This is a genomic window from Acinetobacter sp. NIPH 2100, from assembly GCF_000369805.1.
In the GTDB taxonomy this organism is placed as follows: Bacteria; Pseudomonadota; Gammaproteobacteria; order Pseudomonadales; family Moraxellaceae; genus Acinetobacter.
On sequence record NZ_KB850224.1, the window covers coordinates 75,617 to 97,799 of the forward strand.

The 22,183-nt window shown below is 43.1% G+C and carries 23 protein-coding genes; 8 read left to right on the plus strand and 15 right to left on the minus strand.

Annotated features, from left to right (window positions below):
• Positions 1 to 92: 92 nt before the first annotated feature.
• The 10 genes from F887_RS17520 to ubiG all read right to left on the minus strand — a co-directional run bounded on the left by F887_RS17520 (position 93) and on the right by ubiG (position 9,443).
• The gene (locus tag F887_RS17520) at positions 93 to 893 is read right to left on the minus strand and encodes an ATP-binding cassette domain-containing protein (RefSeq protein WP_005290734.1); all 801 of its coding nucleotides are present in this window, start codon (positions 891 to 893) and stop codon (positions 93 to 95) included.
• 13 nt (positions 894 to 906) lie between these two features.
• Positions 907 to 1,710, minus strand: a complete 804-nt coding sequence (gene ssuC, locus F887_RS17515; RefSeq protein ID WP_005290737.1) for an aliphatic sulfonate ABC transporter permease SsuC — start codon at positions 1,708 to 1,710, stop codon at positions 907 to 909.
• The gene (gene ssuD, locus F887_RS17510) at positions 1,707 to 2,882 is read right to left on the minus strand and encodes an FMNH2-dependent alkanesulfonate monooxygenase (RefSeq protein WP_005290739.1); all 1,176 of its coding nucleotides are present in this window, start codon (positions 2,880 to 2,882) and stop codon (positions 1,707 to 1,709) included. The genes ssuC and ssuD overlap by 4 nt, the downstream gene beginning before the upstream one ends.
• A gap of 32 nt (positions 2,883 to 2,914) precedes the next feature.
• Positions 2,915 to 3,901, minus strand: a complete 987-nt coding sequence (locus F887_RS17505) for an aliphatic sulfonate ABC transporter substrate-binding protein (RefSeq protein ID WP_005290742.1) — start codon at positions 3,899 to 3,901, stop codon at positions 2,915 to 2,917.
• Positions 3,902 to 3,913: 12 nt separating this feature from the next.
• On the minus strand, positions 3,914 to 4,906 hold the full coding sequence (locus F887_RS17500; protein WP_005290745.1) for a sulfonate ABC transporter substrate-binding protein: 993 nt from the start codon (positions 4,904 to 4,906) through the stop codon (positions 3,914 to 3,916).
• A gap of 316 nt (positions 4,907 to 5,222) precedes the next feature.
• The gene (gene argA, locus F887_RS17495; protein ID WP_005290748.1) at positions 5,223 to 6,578 is read right to left on the minus strand and encodes an amino-acid N-acetyltransferase; all 1,356 of its coding nucleotides are present in this window, start codon (positions 6,576 to 6,578) and stop codon (positions 5,223 to 5,225) included.
• A 112-nt stretch (positions 6,579 to 6,690) separates the two neighbouring features.
• The gene (locus F887_RS17490) at positions 6,691 to 7,074 is read right to left on the minus strand and encodes an RcnB family protein (protein ID WP_005209775.1); all 384 of its coding nucleotides are present in this window, start codon (positions 7,072 to 7,074) and stop codon (positions 6,691 to 6,693) included.
• 180 nt (positions 7,075 to 7,254) lie between these two features.
• Positions 7,255 to 8,001: a YciK family oxidoreductase gene (locus F887_RS17485; RefSeq protein WP_005290751.1), complete on the minus strand. Its 747-nt coding sequence runs from the start codon at positions 7,999 to 8,001 to the stop codon at positions 7,255 to 7,257.
• A gap of 30 nt (positions 8,002 to 8,031) precedes the next feature.
• Complete coding sequence (locus F887_RS17480) at positions 8,032 to 8,730, minus strand: HAD family hydrolase (RefSeq protein WP_005290753.1); 699 nt, start codon at positions 8,728 to 8,730, stop codon at positions 8,032 to 8,034.
• Positions 8,727 to 9,443 carry a bifunctional 2-polyprenyl-6-hydroxyphenol methylase/3-demethylubiquinol 3-O-methyltransferase UbiG gene (ubiG, locus tag F887_RS17475; RefSeq protein WP_005290757.1) on the minus strand — a complete coding sequence of 239 codons (717 nt, stop codon included), beginning with the start codon at positions 9,441 to 9,443 and terminating at the stop codon, positions 8,727 to 8,729. Before ubiG ends, F887_RS17480 begins: the two co-directional genes overlap by 4 nt.
• Positions 9,444 to 9,621: 178 nt before the next feature.
• Between ubiG and F887_RS17470 the strand changes: the two genes are divergently transcribed.
• The gene (locus F887_RS17470) at positions 9,622 to 10,242 is read left to right on the plus strand and encodes a thiol:disulfide interchange protein DsbA/DsbL (protein WP_005290760.1); all 621 of its coding nucleotides are present in this window, start codon (positions 9,622 to 9,624) and stop codon (positions 10,240 to 10,242) included.
• 51 nt (positions 10,243 to 10,293) lie between these two features.
• Here the strand turns inward: F887_RS17470 and F887_RS17465 are convergent, their stop codons facing one another.
• Both F887_RS17465 and F887_RS17460 read right to left on the minus strand, forming a co-directional pair.
• Positions 10,294 to 10,929: a TetR/AcrR family transcriptional regulator gene (locus tag F887_RS17465; protein WP_004801761.1), complete on the minus strand. Its 636-nt coding sequence runs from the start codon at positions 10,927 to 10,929 to the stop codon at positions 10,294 to 10,296.
• A gap of 107 nt (positions 10,930 to 11,036) precedes the next feature.
• Positions 11,037 to 11,687 carry a TetR family transcriptional regulator gene (locus F887_RS17460; protein ID WP_004801762.1) on the minus strand — a complete coding sequence of 217 codons (651 nt, stop codon included), beginning with the start codon at positions 11,685 to 11,687 and terminating at the stop codon, positions 11,037 to 11,039.
• Between the two features lie 313 nt (positions 11,688 to 12,000).
• Here F887_RS17460 and F887_RS17455 point away from each other — a divergent pair, with 313 nt between their 5' ends.
• The 4 genes from F887_RS17455 to F887_RS17440 all read left to right on the plus strand — a co-directional run bounded on the left by F887_RS17455 (position 12,001) and on the right by F887_RS17440 (position 17,521).
• Positions 12,001 to 13,026, plus strand: a complete 1,026-nt coding sequence (locus tag F887_RS17455; protein ID WP_005290763.1) for a ferredoxin reductase — start codon at positions 12,001 to 12,003, stop codon at positions 13,024 to 13,026.
• Between the two features lie 33 nt (positions 13,027 to 13,059).
• Positions 13,060 to 14,202 (plus strand): fatty acid desaturase family protein, encoded by a 1,143-nt coding sequence (locus tag F887_RS17450; RefSeq protein ID WP_171067415.1) that lies wholly within the window; start codon positions 13,060 to 13,062, stop codon positions 14,200 to 14,202.
• A 108-nt stretch (positions 14,203 to 14,310) separates the two neighbouring features.
• A complete protein-coding gene (rph, locus tag F887_RS17445; RefSeq protein ID WP_004801766.1) occupies positions 14,311 to 15,027 on the plus strand; it encodes a ribonuclease PH in 717 nt (238 codons plus the stop codon).
• 313 nt (positions 15,028 to 15,340) lie between these two features.
• Positions 15,341 to 17,521: a phosphocholine-specific phospholipase C gene (locus F887_RS17440; protein ID WP_005290770.1), complete on the plus strand. Its 2,181-nt coding sequence runs from the start codon at positions 15,341 to 15,343 to the stop codon at positions 17,519 to 17,521.
• Between the two features lie 68 nt (positions 17,522 to 17,589).
• Here the strand turns inward: F887_RS17440 and F887_RS17435 are convergent, their stop codons facing one another.
• Positions 17,590 to 17,829 carry a hypothetical protein gene (locus F887_RS17435; protein WP_005290773.1) on the minus strand — a complete coding sequence of 80 codons (240 nt, stop codon included), beginning with the start codon at positions 17,827 to 17,829 and terminating at the stop codon, positions 17,590 to 17,592.
• A 195-nt stretch (positions 17,830 to 18,024) separates the two neighbouring features.
• Here F887_RS17435 and F887_RS17430 point away from each other — a divergent pair, with 195 nt between their 5' ends.
• Complete coding sequence (locus F887_RS17430) at positions 18,025 to 18,219, plus strand: ABZJ_00068 family colistin stress protein (protein WP_005290776.1); 195 nt, start codon at positions 18,025 to 18,027, stop codon at positions 18,217 to 18,219.
• Here the strand turns inward: F887_RS17430 and nadC are convergent.
• Positions 18,216 to 19,061: a carboxylating nicotinate-nucleotide diphosphorylase gene (nadC, locus tag F887_RS17425; RefSeq protein WP_005290780.1), complete on the minus strand. Its 846-nt coding sequence runs from the start codon at positions 19,059 to 19,061 to the stop codon at positions 18,216 to 18,218. The two genes, F887_RS17430 and nadC, sit on opposite strands and share 4 nt — an antisense overlap.
• 145 nt (positions 19,062 to 19,206) lie before the next feature.
• On the opposite strand from nadC, the gene ampD reads away from it, so the two are divergent.
• Complete coding sequence (ampD, locus tag F887_RS17420; protein WP_032863038.1) at positions 19,207 to 19,800, plus strand: 1,6-anhydro-N-acetylmuramyl-L-alanine amidase AmpD; 594 nt, start codon at positions 19,207 to 19,209, stop codon at positions 19,798 to 19,800.
• Positions 19,801 to 19,862: 62 nt separating this feature from the next.
• Entirely contained in the window at positions 19,863 to 21,413 is a 1,551-nt protein-coding gene (gene murJ, locus F887_RS17415; RefSeq protein ID WP_171067375.1) for a murein biosynthesis integral membrane protein MurJ, read from the plus strand.
• Positions 21,414 to 21,454: 41 nt separating this feature from the next.
• On the opposite strand, the gene F887_RS17410 is transcribed toward murJ, so the two are convergent.
• Positions 21,455 to 22,138: a BamJ family beta-barrel-assembly machinery protein gene (locus F887_RS17410; RefSeq protein WP_005290789.1), complete on the minus strand. Its 684-nt coding sequence runs from the start codon at positions 22,136 to 22,138 to the stop codon at positions 21,455 to 21,457.
• Positions 22,139 to 22,183 lie beyond the last annotated feature (45 nt).

Here is a 22,183-nt window from a genome sequence, read left to right on the forward strand (position 1 = left end):
ACATATTTTGTAAATAATTTTTTTCTTAGCAGGGGAAATGAGCGCCATATTTTTATTGTTTTGGTCACATTTTAGTGCACATTAATGCGGTTTTAGGTGGCTAAAACCGCATCGAGAACTTGTTGTTCGAGTTGAGCGAACGCGATACTTTTTTTACGCGGGCGTGGCAGGTTGACTTGAAAGCTATGGGCAATATGCCCTTGATCCAACAGGATAATCCGGTCGGCAAGTTGGACTGCTTCACTGACATCATGCGTGACCAAGATGGCAGTAAAACCTTGTTCTTTCCAGAGGCGTTCAATCAGGTTCTGCATTTCTAAACGGGTCAGTGCATCTAATGCGCCAAGCGGTTCATCTAACAGCAAAATACGGGGTGTATGGGAAAGGGCCCGTGCAAGCGCAGCGCGTTGGCGTTGCCCACCTGAGAGCTGAGCTGGCCATTGCGTCGCTTTGTCTTTAAGCCCGACTTTTTCTAGCAATGCTTCTGCAAGCTGATGCTGATTTTTAGGCAAACCCAATTGCACATTTTGTATAATACTTTTCCATGGGAGCAGGCGCGGGTCTTGGAACATGACACGAATGTCATGGTTGGTGATGCCTTCACGGAAATGACGTGCTGACTGGAATTTAATTTCACCGTAGCTGGCTTTTTCCAATTGGGCAATCAAACGGAGCAGGGTGCTTTTACCGCAACCGCTACGCCCAACGATCGCGACAAACTCACCTGCTTGGATATTCAGGTCGAGGTCTTCGAGGACTTTCACTTCACCATAAAATTTATACAGTTGCTCAATCAGAATATGCGCACCATTGTCTGGCGAGGTTGTAGTTTCTGGTTCAGTAACAGGCTGAACCAGATTGTTATCGTAGAAGTTTAAATTTAAATTACTCATCTTGATATCCTTATTATTTTTGATAACCTGCATGCCAGCGCAGTAGATAACGTTCCAGAACTTGAGCCAATACATCCGCTAATTTCCCGAGCAGGGCATAGAGTAAAATACCCACCAAGACGATATCCGTTTGTAAAAACTCGCGTGCATTCATAGTCATATAACCAATACCTGCTTGTGCAGAAATGGTTTCTGCCACAATTAACAGTACCCAAACCAGACCTAAAGAGAAACGTAGTCCGACCAGAATAGAGGGCATTGCACCAGGTAAAATAATGTCTTTATACAGTTGCCAACGATTGAGACCGTAACTTTTTCCCATTTCGATCAATTGTGGGTCGACAGAGCGAATACCGTGATAGGTGTTGATATAGATTGGGAAAAATACACCGACAGCGACTAAAAAGAGTTTGGCTGTTTCATCAATCCCAAACCATAAAATCACCAGTGGAATCAGTGCTAATGCAGGGATGTTACGGATCATTTGCAAGGTGGTATCGAGTAAAGTTGAGGCAATACGAGATGAACCATTCAATAGTCCCAAGACCAAACCTAGACCACCACCAATCAATAAACCAAGCAAAGCACGGCCTGCGCTGACTTTGACATGTTGCCAAAGCTCCCCACTGATCAGTAAGTGCCAAAAGGCACTCACGACAGCAGTTGGGGCTGGCAATACTCTGCTTTGCAATAAGCCAGAGCTCGAAGCTGCTTGCCAAATCAGAACCAGCAGAATTGGAAATAGCCAAGGCAGCAGCCCTTTACCTATTTTTTGTGTTCCACGTGAAACATCATTTAAAACACCCTTTGCATTCATACAGTCTCCTTGATCAAGGTTTTTGCTTCCTTGGTCTCAGGGACATAATTATTGGCAATGATTTCCCCGAAAGGACCAGTTAAATGTGGTTGCGCCAGTTTTTCACGTGTTTTCAGCGGCAACAAAGGGAACACCAGTTCAGCAAAACGGATCGATTCTTCCAGATGTGGGTAACCTGAGAAAATAAAGGTATCAATGCCTAAATCTGCATATTCTTGAATTCGTGCAGCAACGGTTTCTGGATCACCTACCAAAGCAGTTCCTGCGCCACCACGGACTAAGCCGATGCCCGCCCATAGGTTTGGTGATACTTCGAGTTGATCTTTACGCCCGCCATGCAATGCGGCCATACGTTGCTGACCGACAGAGTCCATTTGTGCAAATTTTTTCTGCGCTGCGGCAATAGTTGCATCATCCAGGTACTGAATCAGTTCATCCGCAGCTGCCCAAGCCTGCTCATTGGTTTCGCGCACAATCACGTGTAAGCGAATGCCATAATTCAGGGTACGACCTTTGGCTGCGGCTTTGCCACGTAAATGCTCAATCTTTTCTTTCACTGCTGCTGGAGGTTCACCCCAAGTCAAATAGGTGTCGACTTGCTCAGCTGCTAGTTCAGTTGCGGCTTCTGATGAGCCACCAAACCACAGCGGTGGATAAGGTTTTTGTACGGGTGGATACAGCAGTTTGGCATCATCGACACTGAGACGTTCACCGTGAAAGCTAAACGGTTCACCTGTATGTGAGCGAGTGAGAATTTCACGCCAGATTTTGACATACTCAGAAGCAGTTTGATAACGGGTACTATGATCTTCATAGAGTCCATCACCTTTTAATTCTTGTTCATCGCCACCTGTGACAAGGTTGAGCAGAATACGGCCGTTGGAGAGCCGATCAAAAGTTGCTGCCATGCGTGCAGCCAGTGCTGGTGTGGTCAGTCCTGGACGGAGTGCCACTAAAAATTTAAGTTGTGTAGTTGCATCAATCAAACTGGCAGCCGTGATCCAAGGGTCTTCGCAAGAACGTCCAGTTGGAATAAGTACGCCTGCATAACCCAGATTGTCTACGGCAACCGCAATTTGTTTCATATAAGCATGATCGACCTGACGAGCGCCCTTGCTGGTGCCTAAATAGCGACTGTCACCATGAGTGGGGATAAACCAGAAAATATTCATGTCGATGTTCCTTATGAAAATGAAATCAATGTTTATTGGGCAGACCAGACACTATGCTGAATATCAATTTGCACAGGGATGAGCTGATCTTGTTTAAATAAATCGGCGATTTGTTGCTGACTCTGTATCACCTCAGGTGTAAGGATGTGTACAGGGGATGGTTTTGGTCGTTTGTCTAAAACACGTTGCGCCACGGGAAGGCTTAAACCCGTACTTTGTGCGTAAATCTGTAGTGACTGATCTTGATGTTGCACAATCCACTGATCAGCAATGTTGATGCTCTTGATCAGCTTTGATGCAGAATCAGGATGCTTTTTAATAAAGTCAGGATTACCGATATAAAAAGAATAAGTGGTTGGAAAAGCAGAGCCATCCACCAAGGTTTTGGTATGGCCTTGGAGTTCGGCTGTGCCTAAGTAGGGCTCCCAAATTGCCCATGCATCAACGGCCTGCTTGTCAAATGCTGCGCGTGCGTCGGCAGGAGGTAACCAGATGGGCTGAATGTCCTGCCAAGAAAGACCTGCTTTCTGCAAGGTTTTTGCTAGCAATTCGTGTGCACTTGAGCCTTTTTGTACTGCAATACGTTTGCCTTTTAAATCTTGAAGGGTACTGATTTTGCCATTGGCATGTACTAAAACAGCCTGTCCTGTTGGTGGAACCACTTCATAAGCCACGTAACTCAACGGTTTAGCCGCAGCTTGGGCAAAGATCGGAGGGGTATTGCCGACATAACCAAAATCAACTGCTCCGACAGCAAGGGCTTCAAGCATCTGTGGGCCAGCAGGGAATTCGCGCCATTCAATTTTGGCATTCGGAAATTCTTGCTCAAATAGCTTTTGCTGTTTAGCAACCAATAAATTGAGCGAGGATTTCTGGAAACCGATAGACAGGGTTTTGACCGCCGTATTTTCAGTTGCTGAAGTTGTTTTCTCCGTCTTCTGTTCGGGCTTCTGGCAAGCACTGAGTGAGAATGTGGAGATCAGCAAACCCAAAACAGAAACTTTAGCTAACAACTTCATAGTGATCCTCAATTATTTAACTTGGTTCTTTAATACGGCATCTTGGATCACAAGCTGCTTCGGAATCAGTTTCTGGGCAAAGAAAGCATCAGCTACATATTGCTGCTCTTTTGCCACTTTTTCAGAAATTGGTTGAACCCCAAAACCCATGCGTGAAATTGAACTTTTTAGGACATCAAACTCAAGTGCGGTTGGCTTTTCCAATAATTTTGCTGCATCGTCAGGATGGGCTTTGACCCATTCCGTCGTTTGATTGAGTGTCGTGACCAAGGTGGTTAAAACCTGAGGATGGCTTTCAGCAAATTGGCGATCGGCCAAATAGAATTGGTGATTGCTGACCAAATGTTCACCCGTAGCGATCACACGCGCATGGATTTGATGCTCTGCTGCTGCGAAGAATGGATCCCAGATCACCCAAGCATCCACAGCACCTTTTTCAAAGGCAGCACGTGCATCTGACGGTGGCAGGTAAACAGGTTGAATATCTTTTAAGCTGAGATTGTTTGCTTCTAATAGTTTGAGTAATAGATAGTGAACATTTGAGCCTTTATTCAGCGCGACCCGTTTGCCTTTGAGATCTTGGATGGATTGAATCGGAGAATCTTTTTGTACAATTAAAGCTTCTGCGGTCGGCGCAGGCGGTTGGTTGGCGACATAAACCAAGTTCGGATTGGCAGCTTGAGCAAAGATTGGTGGTGCTTCACCTGCTTCACCAAAGACCACACTGCCGACATTTAAGCCTTCTAACAGCTGTGGACCTGCAGGGAATTCGACCCATTTAACATTTACACCTTGAGCAGCAAGATTTTTTTCTAATTCACCTTTTGCTTTGAGAATCGGCAAGATGCCATACTTTTGAAAGCCGATATTTAATGTTGTGGTTTCTTGTTTTGTTGTCTCTTGCTGCTCTGGTTTTTTTGCACAACCTGCAACACCCATCAGGCTGGCAAGACTTGCTGCGATGATGGTATATGTTGCCCATGAACGATTGATTGAAATAGCCATGTTGGTTGTGCTCCCCGACAAATCAAAAGATTTAAATAAGATGAGCAACTAAACTAAAACTTTTTTTATTGCATAAAAAATAAGTAATCGGGCTTTGCTTATGATGAAAAGTGCAAAATAGAAAATTGCATAATCTTATCTATAGGTTGAATAAGCACAGAACACTTTAATTTGAATAAGATATTGTTTTTAATTGGATTAATTTTTATTTTATCGCTTGGTTAATTTCTTCTTCACACTGACTTAAGCAGAGATCATGATGATGAGGAGATATCTTTATCAAAAATAAAAATATCTCCTGCAACGTGAGCTCTGATTAGCGTAACGCTTTTTTAAAGACCAGCGAATTACGCTGATAGTTATACAGGGCTTGGCGTGCATTGGGTAAATCATCCACACTCGCGGGAGTAAAGCCTTGCTCTAAGAACCAATGTGCAGTTCGAGTGGTGAGCACAAACAGTCGTTGAATCCCTTGCTGTTTGGCCTTGCTTTCCAAGAATTGCAAAATTTGGCTGCCACGATTGGATTTGCGATAGCTTGAATCCACTGCGACACAGGCGATTTCAGCAGAACGAATTTCATCTGATCCTGCGGGAATTGGGTACAAGGCTGCACAAGCCAAAATCATCCCGTCGCGCTCAATCACTGCAAAGTGCTCAATCTCACTTTCAAGACGTTCACGTGAGCGATAAACCAGAATGCCTTCCTGTTCCAGCGGACGCAAAAGATTAATCAAGCCACCGACATCGTGAATATTGGCAATACGAACTTCTTCATAGTGGGCATCGGTGATCAAAGTACCAATACCATCGCGAGTGAATAGCTCTTCAATCAGTGCGCCGTCATAGGCATAAGAAATCAGATGCACGCGATGCACACCCGATAAGGACGCTTGTTGAGCTTGTTTGAGGTGTAAAGCAAATTCTGGATATTGTTGTTGGTTCTGTTGAATATAAGGTTCAAGTTGGTGAGGGTTTAACTCGCGCAATAACTGCTGTTGCTTGTTCATCAAACCTTGTTTTTCACCCAAGAAGATCAGTTTATCTGCTTTTAGGGCTGTCGCTGTTTTGGTGGCCACGTCTTCAGCCAGCAAATTAAAGACTTCACCTGTGGTTGAATAACCTGTTGGTCCAAGCAAGACAATATTGTGATTGTCTAAATGGCGTTGAATGGCATCCGTATCAATTGAACGTACTTCGCCTGTCAGCTGGAAGTCGATGCCATCGCGGATGCCATAAGGTTTTGCTGTGACAAAATTGCCCGACACCACATCAATGCGAGCACCATACATCGGTGAATTGGCCAAACCCATGGAGAGTAGGGCTTCAATTTCTAGACGAATAGAACCCACCGCATTCATGACACCGCGTAAAGACTCGCGTGTTGTAATGCGACGACTTTGATGGAAGGGCGTTTCGATATTGCGTTCGAGCAGATTTTGATTAATTTGCGGACGTGCGCCGTAGACCAAAATTAACCGAATCCCTAAAGAATGTAATAGGGCAATATCGTGGATAATATGTTGGAAATTTTCATGTTGAACGGCTTCGCCAGAGAACATCAAAACAAAGGTCTTATCACGGTGTGCATTGATATAGGGTGCGGAGTGGCGAAACCAATGCACATAATCTTTTGTTGTACTATGTGAATTTTCAGTCATTTGCTTCGCCATGGTGATCTCAGATATGCAGCACTTGCTCTGATTCTAACGAAAAAAATCAAAAGATAAATCTATTCCTAAACCAACCATTCAACTTTTATGCTGATGAATGATCAAAAAGGGCTTAGAAGCCCATGATTCGGATAATACTGTTGTCATCTGAGTTGACTAAAATATAGTCATTGTTGATTTTGTACCACTGTTCGTTACGGCCAGGGCGAGGTAGGTTACTGTCTTTATAATCTACTTTATAGCCATTGCCACGATAGTGTTGTGGCATCACATAGCCTTCCTGCCAGCGGTGCTGCTTCAAACGTTCTACACCACGCTCTTCACGCATACGACGTTCACGTTGACGATTCTCACCATCTGGGCGATCAAAGTTACGACCACCTTGCCAGCCGCCACCGCGCGAATCATCGTCACGATCATGCGGGCCCGCAAAACTTCCCATACTACTAAACAGGACTGTCGAACCTAAAACCAAGATAATGAAAAAATTTTTCATGATGCACCTTATTGACTTCGGATGTCTCTCATGTGAAAACTGTACCTTAAAAATGCAGAGAAACTGTGAAGATCGATTCATTATTCCATTAAAAAAATGAAGATACACCACACATTTCTCTCAAAAAAGCAGCTTTAAGGTCAGTGTCCAATGTTATTTAGAATTATTGTAATGACTAAATTAAGCTTGTGCGTCAATACTTTGCCCATTCATATCCAAACTGTCATCACCCATTAGATAAAGGTAAGCAGGCATAATACTGTCTGGCGTCGGCAAGACTTTTGGATCTTCCTCTGGATAGGCTTTGGCACGCATCGCGGTACGGGTACCGCCTGGGTTGATGCAGTTGAAGCGGATGCTCGGATAAGTATTTTCTGCCGCAAAAATTTTGCTCATGGCTTCAGTTGCAACTTTAGACACTGAATAAGCACCCCAAAGCGCACGCGCTTCACGACCCACGCTTGAACTGGTAAAGACCACGGATGCATGCTCAGATTTCTCCAGCAATGGCAACAGGGCTTGAGTCAGTGCAAATGGAGCGCGTAGATTCACGGCTAAAACATCATCCCAGACATCAACAGGATAGTGAGCCAGTTCTACACGATCACCCAACATGCCTGCATTATGCAAAATGCCATCAAGACGACCAAATTGTTGCTCCAGTGTACTCACTAACAGCTCATAGTCATGGCTTGATGCTGTAGACAGCTGTAACGGTAAAATTGCAGGTTGTGGTGCGCCTAGACCTTCAATTTCATCATAAATGACTTCAAGTTTGTTTAGGGTGCGGCCGTGCAACACTACTGTTGCACCGTGAAGGGCATAACTCATGGCGGCAGCGCGCCCAATTCCATCGCCAGCGCCTGTGATCAGAATGATACGATCTTTCAATAAATCTGGGCGAGGTTGATATTCTGAGTATTTCATTGTTATGCCTCCTATTGTTATCTTACAAATTTAATTCATCATACCCTGATTTTCTGACAATACAGTGATTTTCTGTTTGATCAGTTGATGCAGTTCAGGAATGGTTTGAATAATGGCATCGGCTTGCCAAGCAGCAAGATCATCACGTGATTCTACTGGCAAATAACCGTAAGCAGCCAAGATGGTATACATATCTGCATGACGGCCTGCGTCAATATCTCGTGGATGATCACCGACATAGATAATCTCTTTGGCATCGATATCGAGTTGCTTTGCTGCCAGATACATCGGTTCTGGATCAGGTTTGGTTTTGCTGACATCTTCTGGGCAAACCAAGACTGCACAGCGTTCAGTCAGATCCAGCTTTGCCAATAGAGATTCACTTAGACCACGAGGTTTGTTGGTGACAATTCCCCATGGAATTTGATGTGCTTCCAGCTCTTCAAGTAATGGGTACATGCCGACAAATAGGTCGGTATCGACCACAATATTGTCACCATATACATCTAAAAAGCGTTGCCGATGTGCCAAAAAGACAGGGTCTGTCACTTCTAATTCAGGATAAACCAGCTTCACCATGGCGCGCGCACCTTCCGAGACTTGAGTACGGATGGTATCGGCATCGACGACAGGACGTTGTTCATCGCGACACATTTGTTGAATGATACGAATGAAGTCTGCAGCGGTGTCAATCAATGTGCCATCGAGATCAAATAAAACAGCTTTCATTGAGCACCTGTATTGGTAGTATGAACCATGTAATTCACTTCAACATTGGGTGCTAACCAATAGTGTTTGGTGATTGGGTTGTAATGTAAGCCAATCATTTCTTTCAGCGTTAAACCTGCATTGCGAATATCATGTGCCATTTCAGAAGGACGAATGAATTTATGATAATCATGGGTGCCTTTTGGCAGTAAGCGCAGGATGTATTCAGCCCCAATAATCGCGAATAAATAAGACTTAGGATTACGGTTAATGGTTGAGAAGAACACATGACCGCCTGGTTTCACCAAGGTTTGGCAGGCTTTCACAATTGAAGCTGGATCTGGGACGTGTTCCATCATTTCCATACAGGTCACCACATCGTATTGACCTGCTTGTTCTAGTGCCAACTGTTCAACGGGGATTTGACGATATTCAATGTTTTCTACATTGTCTTGCTCTGCATGCAAACGACCCACTGCAAGGGGCGCTTCGCCCATATCGATGCCGAGTACATCAGCCCCACGGCGTGCCATGCTTTCAGCCAAGATGCCACCACCACAGCCGACATCAAGCACTTTCTTGCCGGCCAAGCCACCCACGCGCTCATCGACCCAGTTTAAACGTAAGGGATTGATTTGATGCAGCGGGCGGAATTCTGAATGTTGATCCCACCATTTGGCAGCCAATGCTTCAAATTTTGCGATTTCTTGTGGGTCAACATTCAATTGCGACATGGTGTCACCTCTATATTAGGATGATTATTTAGGTTTAATCTGTTGGTAGTGTAGCGATTCTGGCAAAAAAAGCGATAAATCCAATAAAAAACTTCACAGAAGCAAAACGAATTGCTCGTGTTTGTTTTATATTTAGCATATAAACTTACGAAAAATGCTTAGAGGAAAAGCAAAGCCAATGAAAAAGTTCGTATTAAGTGGTTTGAGTGTAGCTGCGTTGGCATTCTCAATGAATGCGATGGCAGCAGATTTTGTGGCGGGTAAAGACTATACCGTGATTGCCAATCCAGGTAAGACATCAGCACCTGCGGGACAACTCGAAGTGCGTGAGTTCTTCTGGTACGGTTGCCCTCACTGTTTCAAGCTTGAGCCACATATGCAAACGTGGTTAAAACAAATTCCAAAAGACGTTTATTTCCTGCGTACGCCTGCAGCAATGAACAAAGTATGGGAACAAGGTGCGCGTGGATATTATGTTTCTGAGGCACTCGGTGTGCGCAAGAAAACCCATATCCCACTCTTCCATGCCATTCATGAAGGTGGTCAGCAAATCTTTGATCAAGCCTCTCAAGCAAAATTCTTTGCGCGCTACGGTGTACCTGAGCAGAAATTTAACAGTATGTTTAACTCATTCCCAATCACGGCAAAAATTGCTGAGTCAAATAAATTGGCGCAGCAGTATCAGTTGACTGGTGTGCCAGCAGTTGTGGTGAATGGTAAATATGTGGTGCAGGGTGAAGATGGAAAAGTAACCCAAGTAGTTGATTATTTGCTAGAAAAAGAGCGTAAAGCAAAGTAATTTACGTCGATCTGTAATAAAAAAGGACTGTAGTGACAGTCCTTTTTTCATTTAGTTTTGGTCTATCTGTAGATCTTTTAAATCAATCTGAACTTTCTGTGTCGGTAGAGACAAGGCTTGATTGACATAGAGATTAATCAACTTCTCACGCGAACCAATCGAGCGCTGGTAATAGCTTGAGTTCAACAGTAATGCCGCACCGTAGGTCAGAGACCAGATATAAGACAGGTAGTCACGAATCGACATATCGTAATTCTGTGATTTTAAATATTTTTCAGTCATATCTTTCAATGAAACAATGCGTTGCTGACGAATCGCATACAGCTCATCAAACAAGTGCTTTAACTTCGACTCAGTCATGGTGAGATGTTCTTCTAGCTGATGCAGCAGAATGGTACGACTCGGTGAAGTTAAATGATAAAGCATATAACGCGGTGCATATTCTTTGACATCGGTGTTGTATTTATCTGAAATTTTTAAAATTTCTTTTTCATTTTGAATAATCAGTTCCAGCAACAGTTCATTCTTGCTACGGAAATGTTTGTATAACGTACCTTTGGCAATATCCAGTTCAGCAACCAGTTCATCTAAGGTCATTTCTTGGTTGTTTTCTAATAATAGCTTTTCCGCAACCTGCAAAATTTTTTCTTTACGAATTAAGAACTGAGTATGACGATCAGGATTCATGATGCTTATAAGCTCCTCATAGTGTTCTACACTGCATTTGCATTAGTGTCTAATGCATCATAACGCTAAGCAATGCTTTTATATATCAAACTTTGGTTTGGATATGATCAAGCGTTTTGTGGTTCCCAATTGGAGATGCCACTGAATAATAAACGGACTTGAGTCGCTGCATTGTCAATGAACAGGTTTTGTTGTTCGAGTAAATGATCAATCGTAAATTGTTTGGGTAAATTGATCCACGTCATTGCCCATGTAAACGACATATTAATCAAAATCGTAGATAAGACTTGCAAGTCTTTGGCTTCTTTAATGTGTTTGAAGGTTTCGAGTTTGCACAGATCAATGGCGAGATCTTCAATCAGAAACTCAATTTCACGTGCAATCGCGATGCGTACTGTTTCTGAGCCACCCCAGCGTTCTGCAATCATAAACTGCCATTGTTGCGGGCTATGATTCACTGCCTGTACAAACAGCTCAATACTGGTACGGGTTTTGGCACTGCCGCTATGTTTCAAATAGCTTTGTCCTAATTGATGGATCAAGCTTTTTAAGTGCAAAGAGACTTGATCAACCAGTTCTTGACCCAGTGTATCCATATCTTGGAAATGACGATAAAACGCCGTTGGTACTAAACCAACTTCGCGAGCAACTTCACGCAAACTAATACTACTAAATGAGCGCCCAGCGGTGCTGAGATGAAGTGCCGCATCCAGTAGAGCCTGCCGACTCTGTTGTTTTCGTTCATCTCTAATCGACATGAATACGTTCCATTAAAACTATACGATAGAGTCTAGCAAAAAAAACAGAAAATTTTTAGTCTTTGTCCATTGCTAAATGCAAGTGTTTTAGATCTTTCATCCATTCGCACATGGATAGTGTGAGCTGAATGTATAAGACGATTTCTTAATTTTTTCCTCATTTTGAAAGGCTTATAAAAAAGTATAAAAATTATTCAAAAAATTAGTGAACAAGTGTTGACTCAGTGAACACAAATAAATATAGTGTACACATGTTCACTACACGAACATTTGTTCACTCAAAATAAATAGCCAGATACAAAACGAGGAACGTATGAACGCAGAGTTAAGTTATCAGCCACATTGGATTCGAGAAGATTTTGTTGATTTTATTTTGCAAAAAATAAAACCAACCTTTGCTTGGAAACGCATTCTTGCAGAAGTGACCGCCGTACAGCCACTCAGCTCGGATATGGTGTTATTGACCGTAAAGCCAAATCATAATTTTGATTTTAGCCAAGTCAAAGCAGGTCAAAGTGTTTTGATTACCTTGATGATCAATGGGGTATATCAACAACGTAGTTATTCAATTATCGATGTCACGCCACAAGGTGAAATCCGCTTTGGGATTAAAGTTCAGGGTGTAGTGTCTAAAGCAGCACAACACTTGCGTGTTGGGGACAGCTTCGAGATTTCACAGGCACAAGGTGACTTTGTATTACATCAAGGTCAGCAACCTGCATTACTGATTGCTTCAGGTTCAGGTATTACTGCCATTTATTCTTTATTGAAACAAGCAGTAGAACAGCAGCTTGAACAAATTCATGTGGTTTATTTTAACCGTGCAGAGGTGTTGCATCAGGACATCTTGGCTTTGGCTGAGCAATATCCACAGTTAAATTATCATTTCTTTAATACGGCAGAGCAAAAACAGCATTTAGATGCCGCATTGTTAGAGAAATTAGTACCCAATTATAAAGATGTGCAGGCTTATGCCTGTGGTCACCACAGCATGATGCGCCAAGCGCAAAAGATGTATATGCAACAGGATGCAGCTGGAAATTTTCATCAAGAGTTTTTCCAACCGATCCAGATTGAGCATTCAAATGCAGCTCAACCGATTAGTTTCCGTCGTGCACAACAGAATTTTATTGCAACGACCAATCTACTCAGCAGTGCAGAACAAGCAGGTTTACGTCCACAACATGGGTGTCGTATGGGCGTGTGTAACCGCTGTAGCTGTACCAAGGTCAGTGGTGTGACGCAGAACGTGATCACTGGCGAAATTGATGATCAACCGAATCGTCCAATCAAGTTATGTGTGAGCCAGGCCTTAAGCCCAGTCACGATTGACCTATAAAAACAAAGATATTTGAGGATCAACACAATGAATATGGCATTAGAATTTAAAACCGTATCAAAGTCAGCACATTTAACCCCAGAACAAGTCGAAGAGTTTGGTCGTCGTGTCGAGCAAATACGCCTAGACGTGATGCAAAACCTCGGTGAGCAGGATTCAAAATATATTTATAACGTGCGTAATTTTGTACGTTATACCGAAATTGCATCACGTGGCATGTTGATGTTCGGTGGTTGGATTCCACCCGTATGGTTGTTGGGAACCGCCATGCTGGGTGTGTCTAAAATCGTCGAGAATATGGAGCTTGGACATAATGTGATGCATGGTCAGTTTGACTGGTTAAATGACCCAAGCTTACGTGGTGAAGACTACGATTGGGATAACACCTGTTCAGGCAATGATTGGCGCTTCACACACAATTATATGCATCACACCTATACCAATATTGTTGGTAAAGACCATGATGTCGGTTATGGCATTTTACGGGTGACAGAAGACCAAAAATGGGAAGTACGCCATTTGGCTAATATCCCATTGGCTTTACAATTGATGTTCTTTTTCCAATGGTATGTCGGGGTACAAAACCTGCATTTGGAAGATGCATTGGTTTATAAAACCAAAACTTGGAAACAGGTTTGGGCGGATGCGTCTGATTTCCGTAAAAAAGCAACGCGTCAGGTGTTAAAGGATTATGTCTTTTTCCCTGCAATTGCAACGATTAACTTTATTCCTGTTTTAGCGGGAAATGCGGTTGCGAACATCATGCGTAATTTATGGTCGTCAGCGGTGATTTTTAATGGTCACTTTACTGAGGATGCGGAAACCTTTGAAGCAGACAACACAGAGAATGAGACCAAAGCACAGTGGTATCTGCGTCAGATTCGTGGTTCGAGTAACTTTACAGGTGGGAAGTGGATGCACTTCATGAGCGGTAATTTGAGCCATCAGATTGAGCATCATTTATTCCCAGATATGCCTGCCAATCGTTATGAGCAAGTTGCACCACAAATCAGAGCTTTATGTGCTGAGTATGGCGTGAATTATAACGAAGCCAACTTTATGAAGCAGTTCTGGACGGTTTGGGTTCGTTTAGCAAGATGTTCTTTGCCGAATGACATGGCTGCACAAGTGACTCAAACTTGGGCGAATTTCAAATCGAAGTTTAAGTTTGCTTAAGCGATGACTAATTCTGTGAATTGTAACGAATAAGTAAAACTGGAAGCACGTGTAATTGAGATATACTATGGCGCAATGATATTTGTGCCATAGTTTTAAGGAATCGTTATGCGTATTGACCAAAGAACATTAGACCAATTACGTGAGGTCAAAATTACCCGTAACTTTACTCGTTACGCAGAAGGCTCAGTTTTGGTTGAGTTTGGTCATACTAAAGTGTTGTGTACCGCAAGTATTGAGAACTCAGTACCACGGTTCTTGAAAGGTCAGGGACAAGGCTGGGTGACTGCTGAATATGGCATGTTACCGCGTTCAACCCATACTCGTAGTGATCGTGAAGCAGCACGTGGAAAGCAAACGGGACGTACGCAAGAAATTCAGCGTTTAATTGGTCGTAGCTTACGTGCCATGGTGGATTTGAAGAAATTAGGCGAGAACACCATTACGATTGACTGTGATGTGATTCAAGCGGATGGCGGTACCCGTACTGCGGCGATTACAGGCGCAGCGGTGGCTTTGGTTGATGCGATGAACGTATTGCTCAGCAACAAGAAAATTAAACAGGATCCATTAAAAAGCTTAGTCGCAGCAATTTCAGTCGGGATGTATCAGGACGAAGTGCTACTCGATTTATGCTACGAAGAAGATTCAAATTGCCAAACCGATTTAAACGTGGTGATGACACAGGCTGGCGAATTTATTGAAATTCAAGGAACGGCAGAAGATAAACCGTTTACCCGTCAGCAGTGCAATGCCATGTTAGAGCTTGCAGAAAAAGGAATCGCGGAATTGATTCAGAAGCAACAGCAGGCACTCGGTTGGTAAGTTCCAGTTGATAGTGCGGGCGGTCTGGTTTTTTTAGACCGCCTTTTTTTTATCCATTTTTTGTCATTGAATTGCGATCAAATCATCATTCAATTGTCATTTATATTGTATTGACTATCTGCACTGATATTTAACGGATAGTAAAATGCGAAATTTCCTTTTAGCGTTGCTTAGCAGCAGTTGCTTGTTACTCAGTGCCTGTAACGACAGTGATGGCGATAACAATAATAATCCTACGCCAAATCCAAAGCCGCCAACATCTACCTGCAAAATCCACTGTGCGCCATAAACATAATAATAAGGAAATAAACCAATGAATCGTCGCGATTTTTTATTAAATTCAACCAAAGCCTTGTTTGGTACAGCTGCACTGACCAGCTTCCCCATGAGTATTCAAAAAGCCCTTGCGATTGATGCTAAGGTAGAAACAGGCACCATCAAAGACGTTAAACATGTGGTGATTCTGACTCAAGAGAATCGTTCTTTTGATAATTATTTCGGGACTTTGAAGGGAGTGCGTGGTTTTGGTGACCGTTTTACTATTCCTTTAAGCCAAGGGCGTAAAGTATGGGAGCAGTATGATGCCAATAAGAATAAGGTCTATCCCTATCATTTAGACAGCAGCCGCGGCAATGCGCAGCGTGTCAGAGGTACGCCACATTCGTGGACAGATGGTCAATATGCTTGGGATCATGGGCGGATGGGTAGTTGGGTGCAATACAAGGAGCCACAATCAATGGGCTATTATAAGCAACAGGAAGTGGAATTCCAGTTTGCCTTAGCCAATGCTTTTACCCTGTGCGATGCTTATCACTGCGCCATGCACACGGGTACCAACTCAAACCGTATGTTTATCTGGACGGGCACCAATGGTCCAACAGGAGCGAATGTTGCCAGTGTAGTCAACGATCTGGATGCGATTGGTCCATCGACCACAGGTTATGACTGGACCACCTATCCTGAGCGTTTACAACAAGCAGGTGTAAGCTGGAAAGTTTATCAAAACATGCCTGATAACTTTACCGATAATCCATTAGCAGGATTTAAAAAGTATCGCCGTGCCAATGAGTTATCAGGTAAACCCGTCAATAACAGCACCATCTGTCCAGCCTATGACCCCGCTATTGATGCAACCCAGCCACTCTATAAAGGCATTGCCAATACCATGCCAGATGGTGGCTTTTTGGGAACATTTAAAGAAGACATTGCCAAAGGACAATTGCCGCAAGTAAGTTGGTTGGTCGCACCTGCAACCTATAGTGAACATCCAGGGCCATCAAGCCCAGTGCAGGGAGCATGGTATATCCAAGAGGTTCTCAGTGCGCTGACTGAACGTCCAGAACTGTGGAGCCAAACCGTTTTCTTAATCAATTTTGATGAAAATGATGGTTTCTTTGATCATGTACCTTCACCAAGTGCACCTTCAATGGATGCATCTGGCACGGTATATGGCAAATCAACGCTCAGCAAAGAACAGATGTCTTATGAATATGCAACACATGCCAAAGCTTCGAATGGACAGCCAAATTTTACCGATCCTGAAGTGAGTAATGGCGTTGGGGTCTATGGGCCAGGGGTTCGGGTGCCGATGTATATTATTTCACCGTGGAGTCGCGGTGGCTGGGTCAATTCACAAGTGTTTGATCATTCTTCAGTGATCCGATTCTTGGAACAATGTTTTGGTGTACAAGAGCCAAATATCAGTCCGTATCGTCGCGCGGTGTGTGGTGATTTAACCACTGCCTTTAATTTTAAAACCCCTAATTTACTCCCTATACCTGATTTATCAGGTAAGAAGAGCAAAGCAGAGGCTGATGCCATTCGTAAAGCACAGGCTGACTTGAAACCAGTCAGTCGTCCGCTGAGTCAGACTGATCCAGTTCAGGAGATGGGGATCCGTCCATCGCGTGCGCTGCCTTATATCCTGCATACCAGTGCCAAAGTCGATGCCACCGCGAAAACGGTCAAATTGATGTTCGCGAATACAGGGAGCCATGCCGCAGTTTTTCATGTCTATGACAAATTGAATCTGGATGATGTGCCGCGCCGTTATATGGTGGAAGCAGGTAAGCAACTGGATGATGTTTGGCAAAGTAAAGATAATCAATATGATTTATGGGTACTGGGCCCAAATGGTTTCCATCGCGGTTTTAAGGGAAATTTGGCTCAGACAGCACAAATTCAAGCACTGCCAGAAGTTCGTGTCTGTATGGAAGAGTGTGATCCAAAAATTTTCCTAAAAGTTCGTAATGACGCTGCACAAACAGCGAAACTGGTGGTGAAGGCCAATGCCTATTTACCGAATAAGAGCTGGCAAATTGAAACAGCAGCGACTGAAACAGAACTCAGTTGGGATATGAGTCAGTTTGGTGGCTGGTATGATTTTACCGTCACTATTGAAAATGATCCAAGCTATAGCCGCCGTTTTGCAGGTCGTATTGAGACTAATGAGGACTCCATTTCTGATCCTTATATGGGTTTCTCGGGCAGCTAAAGCTTTTCATACACAAGTTAAATTAGCAGTTTAAGTGAACGCTTAAACTGCTTTTTATAGGCTGAAAATTATCGTAGTAAAAACCAGTAGATACAGAGAAAAATCAACATGAGCAGCGTGATAAAACCGACAACAAATACTTCAGTACTGTCAAAATCTACCTGCTGCCCGAGGCGATAGCAACGTACAACCGCATAGCCGATGCTACGAACCACACCTTCAATAATAATCTCAAAAATCAGGTCAATGATTAGAAAACGGAACAGCTTAAACAGCACATGAAACACGGCTTCGAATACGGTATCCATACTTATTATTTTAATAAATTGAGCTGCTTAGCATTTTAAGCTTACATAGATTGAAATGAAAGTAGACACAAATACATCATCGTCAACAAATAGCGCACTGAGCATTTGCATGTTGTAACAAAGCCCTCAGATTTGGCTCATGTTGCTTTGATAGATTGAACACAAATTGAAATTAAGCGTTTTTAGGGGATCACGATGTTACAAGTTTTTCTAGTGTTACTGACCGCCGTGACTTTTGTCTTGATGGCGGCAGATCCACGACCCACTGATTCAACCGAAGCCAAATCAGCGTGGAGTGAACAAATTGAAACGGCTCAGATGACAACCAAAACAGAGATTCCCGCTGCACAAAAATCTCGAGGTCTGGACAATGAGTCTGATCAGACTTAGCCGTTAAAACGCATAGATAAATCAACTGCTCTCACATCTTTGGTCAATACACCCATTGAGATGTAATCCACGCCAGTGGTGGCCACTTCACGTAGATTCTCAATGGTAATGTTACCTGAGGCTTCTAATTTACAACGACCAGCCACATGCTTGACCGCATCAATCATTTGTTGTTGGCTAAAATTGTCCAGCATCACAATATCAGCACCCGCTTCAAGTGCTTGATTCAGTTCATCCCAGGTCTCTACTTCAACCTCTACAGGTTTGCCGGGTGCAATGGTATGTGCCTTGGCAATTGCTTGAGCAATTCCACCTGCAGCCATGATGTGATTTTCTTTAATCAAAAATGCATCAAATAGACCTAAGCGATGATTTTGTCCGCCGCCGATAGCAACCGCGTATTTCTGTGCAATACGTAGGCCGGGCAAGGTTTTACGGGTATCGAGTAGTTGAGTATGTAAACCATCAAGCTGTTGCACATAGCTGGCGGTTTTAGTTGCGACTGCTGAGAGTGTTTGCACAAAGTTTAAAGCAGGACGTTCTACGGTGAGTAAACTACGTGCAGCGCCAGCAAGTTTTAAGAATGCTTCATTTGCTGCAACATGCTCACCTTCTTGTTTGAGCCATGTGATTTGAACAGAACTGTCATAGGCTTGAATTAAGGCATTGACCCAAGGCTGGCCCGCCAACACCATATCTTCACGTGTAATAATGGTTGCAGTGGCTTGTTCATCTTCAGGTGTGAGCATGGCGGTAATATCGCCGTCCCCGATATCTTCTTGTAATGCTTGTTGAATATTGATTTGAATAGATTGTTCAAGCAAAGATTGAGGGATACTCATACCATTTCCAGTGTATTTTTGACTAAAAAACTTGTGCGTTATATTAGCACTCTACTCATAAAAAATAAGTATTTCATCTCGATTATTCATGATAAAGCATGTCAGAATGGGCAAGATAAATATTAAATTGCTGATTCGGGTCACCATGCAACAATCTAGATTTACTCAAGTTCAAGATGGAATCTTGGAAGATGCGACACAAATTTCATCGCCCAACTTTAATGCGCGACCTGCCTATACTGATATTCAACTGATTGTTATTCATAATATTAGTTTGCCACCTTCACAGTTTGGTGGAGGCTATATTCAACAATTCTTTCAGAATCAGCTGGATTGGTCATTACATCCTTATTTCCAAACCATTGAGGGGATGAAGGTTTCAGCGCATCTATTGATTTTGCGTACAGGTGAAGTGATTCAGTTTGTTAATTTTAAGGACCGTTCGTGGCATGCAGGCCGTTCTAGCTATTTGGCCTTGAAAGAATGCAACGATTATTCGATTGGCATCGAACTGGAGGGCAGTGATGATCTACCTTTCGAACCTGAGCAATATCAAGCATTGGTTGAAGTTGTGAACACTTTACGCCAAGCATATCCAAAAATTCAAAATCATATTGCAGGTCATTCGGATATCGCGCCAAAACGTAAAACCGATCCAGGTGAATATTTTGATTGGCAATTGTTTCGGAACTTATTGTCTCAACAGAAATTCGCCCAAAAAACATGGTCAGATTTATAATTTCACAACGCAATCTATTTGGACTTTCATTACAATAACGCTTTTTAAAATATAAGCCGTAGGTGAATGCGATGGCATTGTGGCGATCGACTGTAATTGTCAGTGCAATGACGATGTTATCCCGAGTATTGGGTTTGGTACGTGATGTTGTACTGCTCAATGTGTTTGGCGCAGGTAAGGACTTCGATACCTTTGTTGTTGCCTTTCGTATTCCCAACTTTTTCAGACGATTGTTTGCTGAGGGGGCATTTTCTCAAGCTTTTATTCCTGTCTTAACAGAATATAAAACCAGCCGTGCGCATGCCGAAGTCCAGATTCTCATTAGTCGGGTGTTTGGTTGTTTACTTACGGCTATGTCGTTATTGACCTTTGTGGCAATGGTGGCTGCTCCCGCGATTATTTATTTGTATGCGCCTGGTTTTCATAACGACCCTGCGAAGTTTGACCTCGCCGTGGATATGTTCCGCCTGACTATTCCGTATCTGATGTTTATGTCGTTGACGGCCTTTGCCAGCAGTATCCTCAACAGCTATGGTTCATTTGCTTCACCTGCTTTTTCTCCAGTACTGCTGAATGTGGCAATGATTGCAGGGGCATGGTGGCTGACGCCGTATATGGCTGAGCCAATTATGGCCTTGGGTTGGGCCGTGGTAGCAGCAGGTGTTTTACAGTTGGCGATTCAGATTCCTGAATTATGGAAGAAGAACTTATTGATTCCACCTAAAGTGGACTTCAAACATGAAGGTGTGGATCGTATTTTAAAGTTGATGCTGCCTGCTTTATTTGGGGTGTCAGTGACTCAGATTAACTTACTACTCAATACGATCTGGGCATCATTCATGCAAGATGGTTCGGTGTCATGGCTATATAGTGCAGAGCGTATGACTGAGTTACCATTGGGATTGATTGGTGTGGCGATTGGTACGGTGATCTTACCTTCGCTGTCCGCACGCCATGCAGAGCAAGATCAAGCCAAATTTAGAGGGATGATTGATTGGGCCGCGAAGATTATTATGCTGGTGGGGATTCCTGCGAGTATTGCGTTATTTATGCTGTCGACACCGATTATTCAAGCGCTGTTCCAACGTGGTGAATTTACCGTGGAAGATACACGAATGACAGCCTTGGCACTGCAATGTATGAGTGCAGGTGTGATTTCATTTATGTTGATTAAAGTGTTTGCACCAGGCTTCTATGCACAACAAGATACCAAAACGCCTGTCCGTGTCGGTTTAATGGCAGTGGCAGCCAATGCGATTCTAAACGTCGTCTTTATTGGCTTGTTTAAGTTGATCGATTGGCATGCTGAACATATGGCACTCGCTTTAGCATCATCGGGCTCGGCTTTGGTGAATGCGGGTATGCTGTACTTCTATTTACATAAACGTAATATCTATCGTTTTGGTGCGCATTGGAAGAAACTTGCAGTGCAATATACGGTTGCCAATATCGTTATGATTGCTGCGCTTTGGTACGGATTAACTTGGTACCAAGGCGATATTTCGCAATGGTTACGTATTGCTGAAGTGACGGGTTTATGTGTGATCGGGGTGGTGGCTTATGTGATTGGATTGTTGGTTATGGGCTTCCGTCCAAGACATTTGAAAGCTTAAACGCATTGAAAAATTAAACCCTCCGAATGGAGGGTTTTTTATTATTTCACTTCAAGTAATTCAATATCAAAAATCAATGTACTATTTGGGCCAATCGCATCGCCAGAACCGACATCGCCATAGGCCAGATTTGCTGGAATAAAGAAACGTGATTTACCACCTTCTTTCATGGTTTGAACACCTTCAGTCCAACCTGCAATTACTTGGCTCAGCTTAAATTCAAGCGGGTGGTTTCGTGCAATTGAACTATCAAATACGGTGCCATCAAGTAGACGACCTTCATAATTGACTTTAACGGTAGAGCTTGCTTTTGGAGACTTACCTTTACCTTGTTCTAGAACTTGATATTGTAGGCCTGATTTTGTACTGACGATATCCGCCTTTTTGCTATTTTCAGCTAAAAAAGCTTTTCCTGCTTGATCATTTTTTTGCGCTTGTTCTTGAAACTCAACCAATTGTTTGGCTTCTAAGCGCTTTTTATATTGATTCAGAACATTGGCCATTTCTTCGTCGGTCAAGGATGCAGCTTTACCTTGTACAGCTTCTTGTAAACCCTGCACAAAGGTTTCAATATTTAAATCTTTTAAAGTTTCAGCATTGCCTCTGCCCATCAGATAACCGTAGCTATATCCGAGTTGATCTTTTTGTGGGCTTTTTTGTGTAATAGGTGCTGCTTGAACCGTTCCGATGGTTGAAGCAATTAAAATGAGACCTAATCTTTTCATTATTTCTTCCAAAAATAAAGGAGAGCACAGGCTCTCCTTAGATCA